We start from the raw sequence: 17309 nt of genomic DNA on the forward strand, positions 1-17309 counted from the left end.
AACTATAAACTAAACTGCGAAAGTGCTTTTTAAATATTACATACGAGGCCGACGCATTCCTCCCGGGAATCTATTTTCATCTGACGGTGCTGCTCCCGAAAACTTCTGCAATTTAAACGTGAACGTCAACATGAAGTACCGTGCGAGCCTATTGGACTGCGTATCCGTAATGTAGTAATCAGATACTGTGCGGGAAATATTTGTTTGTTCGTTAAGCAAGTCAAACCCTTGGAGTCGTAATGTCCCACGTTGCCCTTTCAAAAACCGCTGTTCGATGTAACTGTTAATAATAAAGGGATTCGCATTCAAGTCTCCATAACCGCTGTTGAATGTTTTAGAAACATCAACTCCAAAAATTGTTGAAGGTGTAACATTAACCGAAGCGATAACATTTGGTGCCCATGATTGTACAGAACGGTCCGCATTTCCAGAGAACGTGTTCTTCGTAAAATTATAAGAGTATCGTACCCCCGGATTAATCTCTAAATTTTCCGATGGGTTATATCGAAACATCATCCCCTGCATAAATACCCAGTTATTCGCAATATTCTTATCTCCTATAACCGCATTCCTATCGTTGGAGATATACGAAAGGTTCTTATTAAAAGTTAACCCTCCCATGAAATTGATACTATAGGTTTTTTCTTTGATCGACTTTCCGAAGTGATAGAACCCATTTACGCCATAGGTATTCTCATCCGCATTCAAATAACGAATTTCTTGAAAAGATCCAACGGTCGGATCAGCGTACATTTTGTTAAACCCTACAATCTTATCCGAAGTCAGGTTTGCATTCACCATCGCAAAGAACACATTCCCCTTTTGGAAATCTCCCGCGCGGTAGCGAACCCGTAAGGTATGTTCAAAAGCTGGATTCAAATCTGGATTCCCAATTGTCGTGTTCGTCCGATTGGTACTCACCTCAAATGGTAGAATTTGCGTAACCGTAGGTTCTGTAGACCGGCCTGAATAATTTATGCTAATGTTCTTTTGACGCGAGAATTTATATTCAAAGCGGGCTATCGGTACAAAATTAAACGACTTACGATCGATGACAGCCGATTCCGATGTACTAAAAGCATTTCCACTTAATACCGACGGTTGGACCGCCGCTCCCACTGCATAGGTTAGTTTATCATTGCTGAAGCGGTAACTCGCTCCAATACGATGAGTGGTGAAACTATAGTCATAGTTATAGTCGTAATTAAGCATCGGATCCTCAATAATACCACCTTGACGATCGAACCCTTGTTGTTTATTTTCGTTATCATAGTCGTTGACGTTCAAGTCGTAATTGAACTCTAATCGTCCAAATTCACTAAGGGGCTCCGTGTAATTCACGCTTCCTCCAGCATTCCAACTTTTGTTGTTCACTTGTTGAATAGTGAGTTCATAAATTGAATCTAAGGAAGCATTAGGGTCTGTCTGATCGGCGACAATGTTATCTAATGTACGATTGAACTCGTTATCTGTTACGGCATTATCGTAATTGAAGTTAAAAAAGATATTACGCCCGCTATCATTAAGTTTCCTATTGTACAAACCGCTGATACTGTAACGTGGCGCATAAGTATCCGTATTCGTTAGCTGATTCTGTATATTGTTCAAGGTACCATCAAACTCTATCCTTTTGTCCAGCGCAGTAACTCCGGTGTTATTATCAAAACCAAATTGTGGTGTTAACTTCAAATAATCTTTATCCGAAATATTCCACTCTAAATTACCTTCAAAGCGATGGCTTGCCTGTATGGTATTCGCATCCGTTTCTGAAGTTTCGGTCTGCGATAAGCCTAGGTTCTCTGTCATCGTACTGGAGAGCGTTGTGTTATTGTCTCGCCCGTAAGAGTAACTTCCATATATCTTGAGCTTGTCAGTAAAATCATGCCGAAAGTTAACACCAATCGAGCCCGTGTTGGTAAGTCCTTCGTCTCCTCCAAACATACCGCCTCCACGACGACCTCCACCTCCCTGACGACGACGAGAACCACCTCCCGTCGCACTGAAGTCGAACAGGCGCGCGTTCATATTATTCATATTACCAAGCACCGATATCTGTGTCTTATCGGTCATACCCATCCACATTCCAGTCAACTGGTAACGGTCTTCAGTACCGTATCCGGCCCGAAGTGTGGTCATATAGCCCGTATTATATTTAGGGTCGATCTGTATATTCAGTACTTTCTCAGAATCTCCCGTTTTATTACCTGTTACATTCGCCATGTCGCCATAATCGTCTACGACCTGAATCTTCTCAATGATATTTGCCGGAAGATTTTGTGTAGCGGTTTTCACGTCACCGCCAAAGAAATCCTTCCCATTAATTCGTACACGTGTTACAGATTCTCCGTGCGCAGTAACATTTCCATCTTTATCCACTTCAACTCCCTGAAGTTTTTTCAATGCATCCTCTGCAACTGAACCGTCCCTTAGTTTTAAATCCTTAGTTGAATATTCGACTGTATCACCTTTAACCTGAACAGTAATTACACCATTAACCACGACTTCCTCCAGCATATTTTCGATCCCCTTTAGTTCAAAAGATGGAATAATCATTTTTTGCTGTCCCTCACTAAACGTGAAGGATTGTTCAAATGGTTCGAAGCCCATACTGTTTACCTTAATGGTGAACGTATTTGCCTTTACACCGGTAAAACTGAAAATCCCCGCCTGCGACGCTCCGGTAGCTAGCGAATCTTGATCACTAGTGAGTAGTACGGAAGCTCCTGCCACAACTCTAGATTCCGTGTCGCGAAGCATCCCTTGGACTGATCGAGTTGATTGCGCATTGGATCCCATCGAAACCAGTAGCAACGCTGCGGCACACATCAATGTTAAAATCTGTTTCATCGTATTTTGACTCTTTACCTATTTATTATATTTTTTTATAATTCAATTTCCAACAATACCTTGTTGATGAAGTCCCTTTTTGAGCTCTTCCTTCTATTCCCGTTTACGGTTGCATGCGCGTTTCGGCCGGGAGTGGTTTGCTTTTTTGCCAAAAGCTCCGAACGATCTTCGTGGATTTCCAACTTCATATTGAAGGGCGATTTGTTAAAATCCCAGCGATCTTTGGCGATCACCACTTCATAAGTAAGACCCAAGCTGTCCGTAAGTTTACCCTGTGCCGCAAGCCCGTAACTATTGTTAATTGCTAAAAGGCCCTCAGGTGTACCACTAAAACCATACGCATAATACCCTCTGGATCGCTGCATTAGAGCATTCTTAAGATCAGCAGCACTCCGCTGATCTCGATCCTCGCGCATTAATGCACGGCGCACTTCATCATCCGCGTAGGGAAACCACAAAACGGCGTCCTTGTTTCCTTTTTCCTCAGCCTCCATGCGAATTGAAATCCCCTCGATGGTCGCCATACTTTGTAGCGTGTTATCTTGGATTAAAATGGCGATATAGATGTTCTTTTCGTCCTGAGCTATGTGATAAGCAAAATCGTTAGCCTCCGAAACGGGTAGTAAAGCCTCCCTCCATTCCGAGAGATCTCCATCAATTACAACATTCTTAATATCATTCGCGTGAACCCTAATTCTCTTCTGCGCGAAGCACATCAATGAGGAAGAAAAAAAAAGAAACGCAAAAAATATTCTTATCATACTTAACTATTTTTGATTGACGCAATCTTTCAGAAAATATCTATTCTTAATGTTGTTACAAAGAACAATAGAAGAAATGTAAATTAGTGTAAACGGGTATTTACCACAAATAAGTTACATTACTTCTCGCTAAATTATATTCGCCTCGGAACTTCGTACCCCATACATTTTTTGTATTTTCGTCTCATGCTTTTTTCCTATTATCAACAGCAATATATTGAGGCCGGTTGCGACGAGGCCGGTAGGGGATGTCTAGCGGGGCCTGTATTTGCTGCAGCGGTGATCTTCCCCTCCGACTACTGCAATTCGTTACTAAATGATTCCAAACAGTTGTCAGAAAAGAAGCGTCTATTGTTACGTCCTATTATTGAACAAGAAGCATTGGCTTATGCCGTTGCAAGCGTTTCCGCTCAAGAAATAGACAAAATAAACATTCTTAATGCTTCTTATCTCGCTATGCACCGCGCATTAGACGCGTTACAAACCAAAGCTGAATTCATTTTGGTCGATGGAAATCGCTTTAAGTCCTACGGTGTCGTTCCACATGAGTGCATTGTCAAAGGAGATGGCAAATATCTCTCCATTGCTGCCGCTTCAATCCTAGCGAAAACTTACCGAGATGACCATATGGACAGCTTAGCGAGCGAGTTCCCCCACTACGACTGGTTGTCAAATAAAGGTTATCCCACAATTAAACACCGAAACGCAGTATTAGAGCATGGCTTTAGCCCCCATCACAGAAAAACATTCCGTGTAACCGACCCTCAGCTAAAGCTATTTTAGCGCTCAGCCATGAATAGCTGATTAATAATAGAAAAAATCAAATCATTTGTATATTTTTGGCTCTTCAAGGCTTAAATCATCATTTGATTGTTGGAAGCACCAAGAAGACTGCCCAATTGCATCCCTAAGGTGTGCTCCATATAGCCCTTAACAGCAAATATTATCATAATATGAAACAGTGGTTTAAGGACAACTCGACGCATTTAACTATCATCGCCATCTTCATTGTACTGGTGTTCTTCTACTTCTCCCCAATCTTCGGAGGGAAAATGCTAGCTCAACATGATGTCGTGCAAGCCGAAGGGAGCCAAAAGGAACTCTTCGATTACAAAGCGATCGATGGTCATGCTCCTTTATGGACCAACTCGATGTTTGGGGGAATGCCCACATACCAAATCTGGTATGAACATGCGTATAACATTGCTTCCTACGTCGGAAAGACAATACGCCTTGTTTTCCCAGTACCTACGGATGTTGTGCTTATGTATCTTCTTGGCGGATATTTTCTATTTTCCGTGTTACGTGTCCGGCCGTGGCTTGCTGCCCTAGGTGCTGTGGCAATAGCCTTTACTTCGTATAATTTCATCTATATCGAAGCGGGACACCTTAATAAAGCCTACGCAATTGCATACATGGCTCCTATTGTCGGGTCTATAATTATGTCTTACAGGGGGAATAAACTTTGGGGACACGCCTTATTAGCGCTTTTTCTAGCTCTCGAAATACGTACGAATCACGTTCAAATTACTTATTACCTGTTTATTGCGCTCTTAATTTATTTGGGCATTGAACTCTATCACGCAATCCGCGAGAAAAAAATCAAAGGGTTTCTGCAGACATCTGCGCTACTAGCAGGGTCAGTAATCCTAGCGGTACTCGTTAACGCGTCCGTCCTTTTCCCAACCTATGAATACAGCAAACTCACGACTCGCGGCAAAGCTAATATTCAGAAAGTAGAGGAAGGAGGCCAAACATCAGGACTCGATAAAGAGTATGCTTACCAGTGGAGCCAAGGTGTAGGGGAAAATATCACCTTCCTAATTCCCAACGCCTATGGAGGTAAATCGAGTGGCACTTTTGATGAAAACTCCGAAGTTGTTAAATTCTTAATCAAAGTAGGAGCGCCCGCCAACCAAGCGCAACAAATAGCGCAACAAACTCTGCCATCTTATTGGGGTGAGAAAATGTTCACTGCCGGACCGTGGTACTTCGGAGCCGGAATCATATTCCTTTTCGTTCTCGGGTTATTCGTCGTCCGGGGACCAATTAAATGGTGGATATTGGGTGCGACACTGCTGACAATATTCCTTGCTTTCGGTCGTCATTTTCCGCTGATATCGGATCTATTCTTTGACTATTTCCCGATGTATAACAAGTTCCGGGCGGTAGAATCCATACTTGTGATACCTGCTTTACTAATCCCTTTATTAGCGATATTAACCGTCAATGAGCTCCTCACTCGCGCCAACGAGATCAAAAATCTTGATAAAACAATCCTTTACACCTTTGTCGCTGTTGGAGGATTTTGTTTACTAGTAGGTTTAATGCCTAGCTTATTCCTGAACTTCAAAAACTCTGGACACGAACAATTCGTGCAAGCCATTGGTCAGCAGTTTGGCGACAAACAGCTCGGCAATGAGGTAGCGAGTGCACTCATCAAGGACCGCACGAGCATGGCCGTTTCCGATGCTTACCGTTCATTCTTCATTGTGCTAATCACTTTCGGAATGATCTGGCTATTCGTAAAAAAGAAAATCAGCACCTCTGTCTGTCTTGGCGTCCTTGCCGTCGTAATAATAGCTGATCTTTGGGCTGTTGATAAACGATATTTAAATGATAATTCGTTTCTGGACGAGCGCGCTGCCAAGAGTCATATCGCAGAACGTGAAGTAGACCAGCTCATCCGATTAGACAAAGATCCGAGCTACCGCGTATTAGACTTAACAACAAACCCTTTCTCCGACGCCCGGGCGTCATATTTCCATAAGAGCCTTGGCGGATATCATGCAGCCAAACTCATGCGATTCCAAGAAGTGCTCGAACATCAGTTCAATGGCGCCGTGAACGAGGATGTGTTAGATATGTTGAATGTACGATACCTGATAACCCGTAACCCGCAAAACAATGCGGAACAAATCCAGCGAAGAAGTACTGCTTCTGGCAACGCTTGGTTCGTTGACCGGGTGACTTTTGTAAAAGACAACGCACAAGAAATGCAGGCAATCAGCAGCTTTAACCCTGCAAAAGAAGCATTCGTACATGAAGAATTTAAAAATAAACTAAGCCCAGCCCGATTAGGGCAAGCTGGAAGTGCGGAAATTAAGCTTGTATCCTATCATCCAGATACACTAAAATACGAGTCAACTTCGCCTAACGACGCTTTCGCCGTTTTCTCAGAAGTATTCTATGATAAAGGCTGGAAAGCATATATCGACGGTAGTGAAGTTCCTATTATCCGTGCAGATTATCTGCTTCGTGCATTACAGGTCCCTGGAGGAAATCATACGATTGAGTTTATATTTGCTCCTGCGTCTATGCGGATAAGTAATATAGTCTCTCTTGTCGCTTCGATCATACTTGTATTCGGATTATTCACTGTTGCATGGGTCCATCAACGGAATAGAAAGAAAGCCAAGAGCTCAGTACACAAATAATAAACAGATAGGATTGACTAAAAAGAACCCGCTATAAAATCTTATAGCGGGTTCTTTTTTATACCTCAAGAGAAATAATATACGGAATGAACGCTTGACAATTACTTCCTGATCATTGAAGAAGGAGTACCTGTTAACGCTTCTATTCGCTTTTTTCTAACAGTCGCTTTATATCCGACATTTCTCCGAATAACACCAACATATCGTCGTCCCGAAGCACTGTCTCCCGCTTAGCAATTCCTGAAGCCTCTTTCGTTTGGACGTTTTTACCTTTGACTACCGTTGTAATTGACTGCACTGTCGTCAGCACAATGACTTTATATTTGTTGGTTAAATTTGCTTCTTCAAGGGTCATCCCGACATAGCGAGGAGGGACTTTCGTCTCAATAATACTATAACGATCCGATATCTTAAATGAATCGACAATATCGATATTATCGAGGCGTAAAGCAAGACGCTCGGCAGCCTCCTCTTCGGGCATGATGTACTCATCAATCTGCATAGCCTGCAATACCGCTTTTTGTAAATCGGAAACTACTCGGCCGATTATACGTTTAACCTGAAGTTCCTTAATAAGCGCCGTGGTCAAAAGAGATGCTCCTTCATCTTCTCCGATCGCTATTATAACTGCGTCGCTATCTTTTAGTGGTAAAGAGGTCATCGCTTCTCTATCGGTAGTATCCATACATACTGTATGCGTAATCCTGTCCTTAAGCTGTTCAACGATACTTAATTTTTTATCGGCCGCGATAACCTCATGTCCCAGCTCAGTTAAATGAATCGCCAGCGAGCGACCGAAATGCCCTAATCCTAATACTATGTATTTCATGTCTAAAACAAAATCTTTTCTGTGGGGTATATATAACTCTTGTTCTTAGTGTTTTTAATAAATGCAACCAGTAATGTTAAAGCGCCCACACGACCGATAAACATCGTAAAGACAACTATAATCTTCCCCGCAGCAGACAGCGATGGTGTAACACCAAGACTTAAACCACAGGTAGTATAAGCCGATATCGATTCGAACAGAAGACTCTTCATCGGTTGATCGGGATTTGCAAACGTTAGTAGTATGAAGCTAAGCGTTATCATCAGAACGGAGAGCAGAATTATTGCAAACGATTTATTCACGGACTCCGAAGCGATACGGCGGCGGAAAATCTCTATCGAGTCCTTTCCCCGAGCTAGGGCGATAACATTCATTAATGATACCGCAACCGTAGTTACCTTAACTCCGCCTCCGGTAGACCCAGGAGAGGAGCCAATCCACATAAGGGTTACGAGCATTATAAGTGTAGACCCACCGACGAAACCTACCGGCACGCTATTAAAACCTGCCGAACGGGAGGAATTTGCCATGAAAAAGGATGTCGCCCAATCTCCTGCAACGCTTGCATGTTCCGTCAATGTGTGCTGTTGCTCTAAAAAATAATAGGAAAAGGTAGCCGCAACAACGACGATCGCGTTACATATAAGAACAAAGCGCGTATTGAAAGTAATCGCCCGTGGCTTATGTACAAAGGGTCTGCGCAACACAAACCTATGCATGAGCCGACGTCCCCAGTTCTTGAGAAATGAGTAAAAGTTAAACACCGTACCAAAACCCAATCCTCCAAGTATGAAAATACTTGCTAAACAAATCTGAAAAGCATAATTGGTTTGATACGCCTGATGGGTGATACCCCCATGGAGGATCGAAAATCCGGCATTACAAAATGACGATATCGCATGAAAAGCAGAAAAAAAGATGCGTTCCGCATTGGAACCAAACTGATTTGCATCCAATGAAAAATAAATAAAAATACCCCCTAATAACTCAAAGAATAGCGTTATAAATATAATCGTCAATAGCGTTGAAACTACAGAATTAAGCTTGTTTTCACCCAAAATCTCGCCAAACATCAACTGATTTTTATAAGAAAAGCCTCCGGAAAAAAAGTACCCGAAGAAACCTGTAAACGTCATAATACCGAGGCCGCCAATTTGAATTAAAAGCATAATTACTGATTGGCCAAAAACAGAGAAATTTGTCGAAATATCCGTCACCGAAAGACCGGTAATACAAACGGCACTTGTGGCCATAAAAAGCGCATCGACAAAACTCAGCGGCGCTTCGATCGTCGTGCGCGGCAACATCAAAAGTACCGTCCCGAGCAAAATCAACGCTAGAAAACTAATAATAAATAATATCGTTGGGTTGAAGTAAAAATTGTCAAAAAACAAGCTGCTGCGAGAGAGTTCGGAAAGAAATACAACCGCAATACCAAGATATACCCATTCATGTTTAGCAAAGTATTCAATGTGATTTATATGGCAGAATACTATAAAAAGAAAATACGCCGTGAGCAGTAACCCTAAAATATGCGAACTATTGAGTTTACGTCTGGTTACTATCGCCGCTGCCGTACGTAGGGCAACTAATACAAACAGAAAGTAGAAAGATCCTGTTACAAGAGATTGGGTTGTTTCCGCAATACCCTTGTCTGTAATGTAGCCAATATGCGTTATTGTCAACAGCGCACAAATCATGCTCATATAGAACATAACTTGGTCGACAAGCCTGTTTCTATATTTTGTTAGAAATTTGAAAAACCGAATAATTTCTTCCATCCACAAACAAAACTAGGATTTTTTTCCTTACAAGCAGAAATAGAATGCTTTTATCGACCTATTCCGACTGTTGATCATCCTTCTTGAACAATCGTTTAAGAAAACCTTTCGTTTTTTTAACCTTTCCTTTGGTGTCTTCAACCTTTTCCAAAACCTCCTGAGCCGACCCCGTCAAACGGGCTTCCCGCTCCTTACTAATTCCGGCGGTCTGCTTGATGCCGTCGAGCAGACTTTGCCACATATCTTTAAAAAAAGTATGAGAGGGATCCCTCCTGTGGTTTACCTTTCCCACATGATAGATCTCATTAGCATCTGGATTGCTGTCGTTAATCAGTATCTGATTAACTAAAAATGAAATAACTCTCTTGCTTGTTTTCTCTCTGCGATCTAGTATTTCAATTTTCAGGTCGTCGTAGTTAAATCTAAAATCTCCACGGCTACGGTGGTCGGTAGCATACATATTGTACTTGATGCTACGTATATTCCCCGAACCAATTTCCACGTTAAGTAAAGGTTTCAAAATTCGGTTAAAATGAGTGGCACTCATCGGACCAACGCTCCCCGAATAACTGTACGCTCCCGTTTTACTGAGCATATCCAGCTCAAATTTGGCATGCATATTACCTCGATCCATGATACGGGTATTCATGTTGACATGCATAAATTTATCTTTAGAAAGCCTCGAACTATCATTTGTCACATTCGCTAAATATCCTGAAGTCCCTATAAAAGAAACCTCCCCTATTTGATGATACTTACCGCTCATTTCTGCATACACTACATCAAAATTCTCTAAAAACACCGAGTCCAGGGCGAGAAGGCTCTTCACACGCATCAGCTTCTGATGAGGTGCCTGACCGATCTGGTTCGCGGGCCTTTTCCTATACCTTTTGTCACCAAAAAGCTTAAGTGAGCCGTTTTTAACCTGAACTTTGCTCGCCACAACCTGTTGCAAATCAAAAAGCCTCTTAAAATCTAAGTTCTCCATACGCAACGTATCTACAGAGAACTCCGTCATGGTCTTATTTTCTCCGCGTTTCTTAAAGTATGCTTCCCTTCCCATTTGGGGTTTAAAGGAGATCGCGGTAAGAAGTACGTTTTGCTCCTGTGTATTAATCTTAAGTTCCTTGAAGCTCGCTTGGTAGAAACCATCCGTAAATTTATAAGTGAACCCCGGAATATTCACCTCTACAAGCTTCGTATACAGAAACCTAGACGTGTCTGACAGTGAAGTTTCATCAATCAACACATCCCGCACCTTGATCTGCACATTACTTAGAGAAAGGTCGCTAGAACGATCTCTATCAAGGTTCATATAGGTAACTTTCAGATTATCTAGGTCAATATTATCGACATTCACCTTTTGAAATACATCTCGAATATTCTCGTATAGCGAACGTTTAGGTTTAACACTGACCGTGTCATTATATGCGTGATACTTATTGCGCAACACCATTTCTGGTTCCTCGAAAGTAATAGATTTGATGTTTAACACCTTGTCTTTTACGACATCCATAATACCAAATCGCTTAATTTTTAACGCTTTAAGTGAGATATCATACAAATTATCAGGAGCAAGGCTATCTCTCTCTAACTGGGCATACACTGCTGAGTCTGATCTGAGCTTAACATTTTTGAGTGTAACGTTCCCAAGGGCTAAGTTAATATCCAGATCATCGTAAGTCAACCGGTACAAGCTATCCGTAGAGCTGTTCACGATCTCCTGTAGTTTTTCCTCCACCAACGGCTTCCAATTGCTTGAAAAATATGACGATAGACCAAAAACAGCAACGATAAGGATTAGAACAATGCCAATAACCCACTTCCAAATTGGTTTCATATAAAAGGACTGATAAATTTGTTAATAATTGTTCCCTCGACGTTTCGCAGGCCAATCTAAGGTAGGAAAAAAGATCGAAGTTACAATATATCGCTCATTAAGAAAAACAACAAAAAACAGAATTTGTTTGACTTAAAGTATACATTACTTAACTAGAAACGACATGTTGAACACAATTACTTAAATAGCTATCGTAACACGAAGGTTTGTTCCTTCACTCGGATACATAATTTAGGCGAAATATCAGGAACCTCACCTCTTTTTGACGACCACCGTAGGTTGGATTTTATTCAAAAAAATTTAAACGCTATTCTTAATTAGGATTCATTAGCCCCCTTAGGAACATGTAAGTTCGTGCCTAATCGTTTATTTAATTTTTTTATAAAATATGCTGCTAACAATGGAGATTCCACCTCTTTATTTTGATGTATAAAAAAATAAAGCTGTTGCAGCCCTGCGTCCTTCCACTCCGCTATAGTGTCTATCCAAGCATCCAATCGCGTATAATCCGAATCGTGATTGGCCCCTACATAGCGAATAAACGCCGTGGGGCTGGTAAAACGCATATGTAGCATGTCTCGCCTACCTGCAGTATCTACAAGTACATTCGTTTTCTCGGTGTCTTCAAGCATTTTATAAAAACGTTCCGCATTTGCTGGCGAAAACCATTCTTCATTACGTACTTCGACCGCTAAAGGATAGCCCTTGGGAAACTTTTTCAGGAACAATTCAAGGCGTTCAAAATCCTTCGGTTTATAATTATCAATAAGTTGCAAAAACGCCATACCCAATTTCTCTTCAAATAAAACAGTGGCATCGACAAACTCGCTAACTTTTTCGTCCGTATTTAGTAATCGACTAAAGTGACTTATAGAACGGGGAATTTTAGGAAAAAACTTGAAATCGTCTGGAGTTTTTGATCCCCATGTTTCGACCTGTTTCTTCGTAGGTGAATTATAAAATGTCGCATTCAGTTCAATTGAATTGAATTGTGAAGAATAATATACTAATTCATCCTTCGTACCTCTGGGATAAAATCCCTTCAAATCTGCTCTATTCCATTTTGCACAACCAACGTAAACTTCAAAGGGTTTATCCCGTTTGTGAGATTGAAGTAGATCTAATGATACCTGCGGAGTCGCCGGGAGTGTGAAATCAATGATTGAAGGATCTGGTACCTTTCCGAATTCCATATAGTAATTTTTAAAGTTTAGAACAACGATTTTGTTGACCCTCGCCTGCTGCCAATCTGCCTTTAGGCATAATCCGAAGCAGAAACGAGCCTGTCATTGCTCCTAAACAAAACTAACTTTTTTTTTCGCTTAAAGCAAAGATTCTCCATCCGTTGCAAATACTACTGAACAGCAAAATTTTACCCACGACGCAAACATCCTCTTACGGGAAAAAATAAAACCTGCTTTTGTTGCAGGTTTTATTTTCAGGATTTTTCCTGGACAAGGTTAATGATACAGCGACTAAAGCTTTTTATCTTCTACATCCCACCATAATCGTGTTCCGCCATTATCTTCTCCTCCCAACATAGACACCGCTTCGTTGACCGCGACACTATTACTATTATACTCGCGTTCTGGATAAGGTACTCTACGAATACCCGGGTCCGTCGGAATAGTATTTCCGCTATAATTAACAACAACAGGAAACAATATTGGGTAACCAGATCTTCGATATTCCGCCCATGCTTCATCACCATCTGGGAACATCGCAATCCATTTTTGCGTAATGATTCGCTCCAATTTTCTGTCCTGCGTATCTCCTTCTTCCCAGCGCACAGTTATCGTGCTTAAATGGGGAGATCCTTGTTTAACATCATTTTGTCCAGGCGTTTTTGCCTTGGGATCAATATACGCAATAGGTTTATCCGTTGCATTGTTTTTGTATGCGTCTGCCGCCGCGCTCACACCATACATTTCAAAAGATTTGTCTATCCCCGTTTCATAGTTCGTTTTAGCGATCCCCGCATTTGCCCAGTTCCGAAGTGCAGCCTCAGCTTTGAGAAACCAGCTTTCAGAGGCCACCATAAATTGCATTTTGTTAGGCAGCGCCAGCATTTTTGAGTAATTATCGTATCTGCTCTTTGCATCAATATCAATTCCTGACCGAATCCCCTTATACTGATCTTTTACAACTGGATCTGTCGCTTTGGCGAAGAGTTTAGCAAGACGAGGATCTTTATATCCGCCTAAGATCGATTCAATTGGGGCGCCCATTCTGGTATCACTCCACGTAGTGGTAATAATGTTCAAAGGGTGGTCAACGCTTAAACTGAAGAAGCAATTGTCATCAGTTGACTCCAGTAATCCCCCATTTTCGGGATTAAGCGCTTTTTCGCCTTCAACCTTAGCTTGAGCCGGTGACTTAAAGGCAATGCGCAGTGCCAAACGCAACCGTAACGTATTGGCAACACGCAACCAACGTTCGTAATTATCACTAGTATAAGCGAGATCTGATTTCTTCATCGCCGATGATACTTCCTTTCCCTGATAGGATTTTAGGATGGTCGTAGCTGTATCTAAGTCTAAGAAAAAATTCTTGTAAGCGTCTTCCTGTGAATCATAATGGATTTCATCTGCTTGATTCGGTAAGTTGTATTGACTATAAATAATGGGACCAACCTTATCGGATGTTCTATGCATTGCTGAAACTTTAAGAATCTTGGCAAAAGCAAAAACGTCTTGCATGGCTTCATCCGCACGTGTAATTTGTTCTACCCGATACAGAGGATTCATAGCACGGATATACCGATCGACCCAGATCGACGAATACCATCCTGGAACTAAACTGTATGTTAGATTATTCGCATTCCCAACAAAAGGGGCCTGTGCGGCCAAATACCCTCCGTATGCATCACTTGTCAAGTTATTTCCTAGCTGGTATTCTCCAACAGTTTCCGGAATAATATCCCGCTGCGCCTGCGCGAGGAAAGCCGAAACTAGCGCAAAGTCGCCCATTGCTTCCTCGTCGGTTACTCCCGCAGGGTTCGTGTTGAGTTCTTCAAAATTTTTCGTACAACCCGCGGTCAGGAGTCCGCTCAATATTAATATTGTAATTAGCTTAGTTATATTTTTATTTCTCATCTTTTCGTTTGTTAAAAGGATACTTTTAGGTTCAAACCGTAACTACGTGTCGCAGGAAGCGCAAAGCTATCGTAGCCTTGTCCCCCCACACCTGTTGTCGTGTTCAATTCGGGATCATACGGCGCATCATTCTTGAAGAAAAACAAATTCCGACCAGTAAGTGATATTGATGCCGCTTTTATACCTTCCCATTTAACCGGAATCCCATAGCTTAGAGAGATCTCACGCATGCGGATATTGGTGGCATCGTAAATCTGACCTTCAATGATACCATCACGATTACCGACTGCGGTATAATATGCTTGAGCCGGAATTTTACCTTCCCAAGGTGTTCCGTCTGCTTTCACCGCAGGGATATCTAATCCCCCGGCATCACGCGCAGCCGCACTTTCCTCACTCACACCAAATGAATTCAGATATCCATCAGTGATACTGATTACCTGTCCCCCAAACCTTCCGTCAATAGTAAAACTTAAACCAAATTTCCCGTAAGTAAATGTATTGTTCCAACCAACGATAGATTTAGGGGTATTATTTCCAATATAACCTTCAGGTCCAATTTGTGGCCGTCCTTGATCGTCAACAACCATCACACCATTTTCATCGCGCAAGAATGTCCGTGCCCAGAAATCGCCAAATGAACCATTCAATCGCAATACATTAAAATTTCCGCCAATCGAATATCTGTCGCCCAGATTCGGCGCTAACTCCAAAATCTTATTTCTATTGGCTGTGAAATTTATCCCGGTATTCCATGTTAACTTTTCCTTTTTTATTGCATCAACACCCAGAGCGATTTCGATCCCTTTATTTTCCACGTTACCCGCGTTTAAGAATACTGTTGTATAAACTTGGCCAACAGGGGCTTGATAAGAAAAATATTGATCCTTGGTGTTCGTTTTGTATAACGCAAGATCAAAGTTTATTCGATCCTCCCAAAATCGTCCCTCATATCCAATCTCATAACTCCTACTGATTTCTGGTCGCAGCGGTAAGCCTTGATAAGGGCCGGATACGTTCGCATTGAGAACACCTGTCGAGAGCGTGTTTGTCGGAATAGTACTGTAGATACCAACGTCATTTCCGACCTCAGCCAACGTTAACCTAAGTTTACTGTATGTTATAAATGAAGGCATCTTTATCATATCAGACAATATTGCCGACAGACCAGCGGACCAGTAAAAATATCCCTTTTTTTCTTTCGGGGTATTCGCTAGCGTTGATGACCAATCGTTCCTTGCCGTCAAATCCAAAAAGATTTTATCTTTATAACCTAGGTTTGTTGACCCGAAAACAGACTGAAGTTGACGGTTACTAATAGTTTCAGTCAGCACATTAATAGGTGCATCCCGGTAAATATTACTTAAAAGGAACTTATTCGCAACAGCTAATTTTCGTTGATCGATATTCCACGCGTCGGACTTCGTATCATTAATGGACGTTCCAGCCGTAAAGTTCAGATCCCAGTCCTCTGCAAAGGTTTTATTACCGATTAAAAGAAGGTCACCATAGAGTGCCGTGCTTTCCGTCTCGTCGCGCATAAATCGACCATTATCTTCTAAAACACCTTCAATACGTTCTCCTGAAAGCACACCTTGGGTACCTGCATAAACATGACGCTCCCAACTGTCCCAACGTTTGTTCATCGTTCCACGGGCGCTTACAGACAACCACTCGTTAATATTGAATTTTAATTGTGCTTGCGCGATGATATTGTCCCGCTTCTGAAATGTTGAGTTTCTATTGAGTACCCAGTAAGGATTCTGGGAATGGTGCGTACCGGTAAGCCCTTTATCTGCATTCACATTCCACCAGTCTTGAAGATAGAGATTCCGTGTTGGCGATAAATATTCGTAGTTTTCAAATTGATCGAAATCTAGCCCTCTAGGAAACAGGTACAAGCCCGCAATAGGACTAAAATAAAGTCCCGAGGTCGGCCTGTTTTTGACATCTTGGCGCGAATACATCATGTTCCCATCAAAGGAAAGCTTGCCATCAAAAAAGCTGGTTGAATTGCGAAAGGTCGCGGAATGTTGCTTAAATGTATTTGTTGGTAATATTCCGTTATTGGTTGTATTCCCATAGGAGAAATAATTTTGCATCCGTTCGGTTCCCCCGCTTAAAGATACCGTGTTAATAAGCGTGGTTCCTGTGTTAAAAAAATCCTCAACAGGGACTTGGTAATCACCCTTTTCTCCCCAACTTTCTTCGCTACCCTCGGATGTTTGTCCATAGCGATATTGAAACTTCGGTAAATAGAAAGCTTCATCCGCAGTTATACCCGATGAAACGTCAATCTTTAGATTTCCTTCAGCACCCTTCTTTGTCGTAATCATAATCGCTCCGTTAGCTCCTTGACTACCATAAAGAGCCGATGCAGAAGCCCCCTTTAGCACATTGATACTTAAAATATCGTCCGCATTAAGTGTGCTTAGAATATCCCCTCGATCTGCTCCCCCTCCGAATGCCCCTTCAGAACCACTACCGCTCGTGTTAGTAATAGGAAGACCATCGATAACGTACAGTGGTTGATTATTACGATTCGATTTAAACCCACGAAGTATAATATTCACCGATCCACCGATACCTGACGAGCTCCGATTAATTTGCATTCCGGAAACTTTTCCGGTAAGGTTGTTCATCGGATTTGCATCCTTGACCTTCGTTAGCTCGTCACCCTTAACTGTTTGAGTTGAATAGGACAAACTTTTGGCTTTCC

At 41.9% G+C, this 17309-nt stretch carries 10 protein-coding genes; 2 read left to right on the forward strand and 8 right to left on the reverse strand.

Features of this window, described 5'->3' with window-relative positions; all coding sequences use genetic code 11:
* Positions 1-36: 36 nt before the first annotated feature.
* The gene (locus HP439_RS01555; protein WP_172388590.1) at positions 37-2847 is read right to left on the reverse strand and encodes an outer membrane beta-barrel protein; all 2811 of its coding nucleotides are present in this window, start codon (positions 2845-2847) and stop codon (positions 37-39) included.
* Between the two features lie 35 nt (positions 2848-2882).
* On the reverse strand, positions 2883-3608 hold the full coding sequence (locus HP439_RS01560) for a hypothetical protein (RefSeq protein ID WP_172388591.1): 726 nt from the start codon (positions 3606-3608) through the stop codon (positions 2883-2885).
* A gap of 186 nt (positions 3609-3794) precedes the next feature.
* Between HP439_RS01560 and HP439_RS01565 the strand changes: the two genes are divergently transcribed.
* Both HP439_RS01565 and HP439_RS01570 read left to right on the forward strand, forming a co-directional pair.
* The gene (locus tag HP439_RS01565) at positions 3795-4391 is read left to right on the forward strand and encodes a ribonuclease HII (RefSeq protein WP_172388592.1); all 597 of its coding nucleotides are present in this window, start codon (positions 3795-3797) and stop codon (positions 4389-4391) included.
* 170 nt (positions 4392-4561) lie between these two features.
* A complete protein-coding gene (locus HP439_RS01570; protein ID WP_172388593.1) occupies positions 4562-7045 on the forward strand; it encodes a YfhO family protein in 2484 nt (827 codons plus the stop codon).
* A 142-nt stretch (positions 7046-7187) separates the two neighbouring features.
* Here the strand turns inward: HP439_RS01570 and HP439_RS01575 are convergent, their stop codons facing one another.
* The 6 genes from HP439_RS01575 to HP439_RS01600 all read right to left on the reverse strand — a co-directional run.
* Complete coding sequence (locus HP439_RS01575; protein WP_172388594.1) at positions 7188-7874, reverse strand: potassium channel family protein; 687 nt, start codon at positions 7872-7874, stop codon at positions 7188-7190.
* Between the two features lie 2 nt (positions 7875-7876).
* A complete protein-coding gene (locus HP439_RS01580; protein ID WP_246229162.1) occupies positions 7877-9580 on the reverse strand; it encodes a TrkH family potassium uptake protein in 1704 nt (567 codons plus the stop codon).
* A gap of 133 nt (positions 9581-9713) precedes the next feature.
* Positions 9714-11495 carry an AsmA family protein gene (locus tag HP439_RS01585; protein WP_172388595.1) on the reverse strand — a complete coding sequence of 594 codons (1782 nt, stop codon included), beginning with the start codon at positions 11493-11495 and terminating at the stop codon, positions 9714-9716.
* Positions 11496-11812: 317 nt separating this feature from the next.
* The gene (locus HP439_RS01590) at positions 11813-12688 is read right to left on the reverse strand and encodes a DUF72 domain-containing protein (protein WP_172388596.1); all 876 of its coding nucleotides are present in this window, start codon (positions 12686-12688) and stop codon (positions 11813-11815) included.
* A 282-nt stretch (positions 12689-12970) separates the two neighbouring features.
* A complete protein-coding gene (locus HP439_RS01595; RefSeq protein ID WP_172388597.1) occupies positions 12971-14590 on the reverse strand; it encodes a SusD/RagB family nutrient-binding outer membrane lipoprotein in 1620 nt (539 codons plus the stop codon).
* An 11-nt stretch (positions 14591-14601) separates the two neighbouring features.
* Positions 14602-17309: SusC/RagA family TonB-linked outer membrane protein (locus HP439_RS01600; protein WP_172388598.1), on the reverse strand; the 2708-nt coding region annotated here is incomplete at its 5' end.

The organism is Sphingobacterium shayense (assembly GCF_013179575.1).
Taxonomy (GTDB): Bacteria; Bacteroidota; Bacteroidia; order Sphingobacteriales; family Sphingobacteriaceae; genus Sphingobacterium; species Sphingobacterium shayense.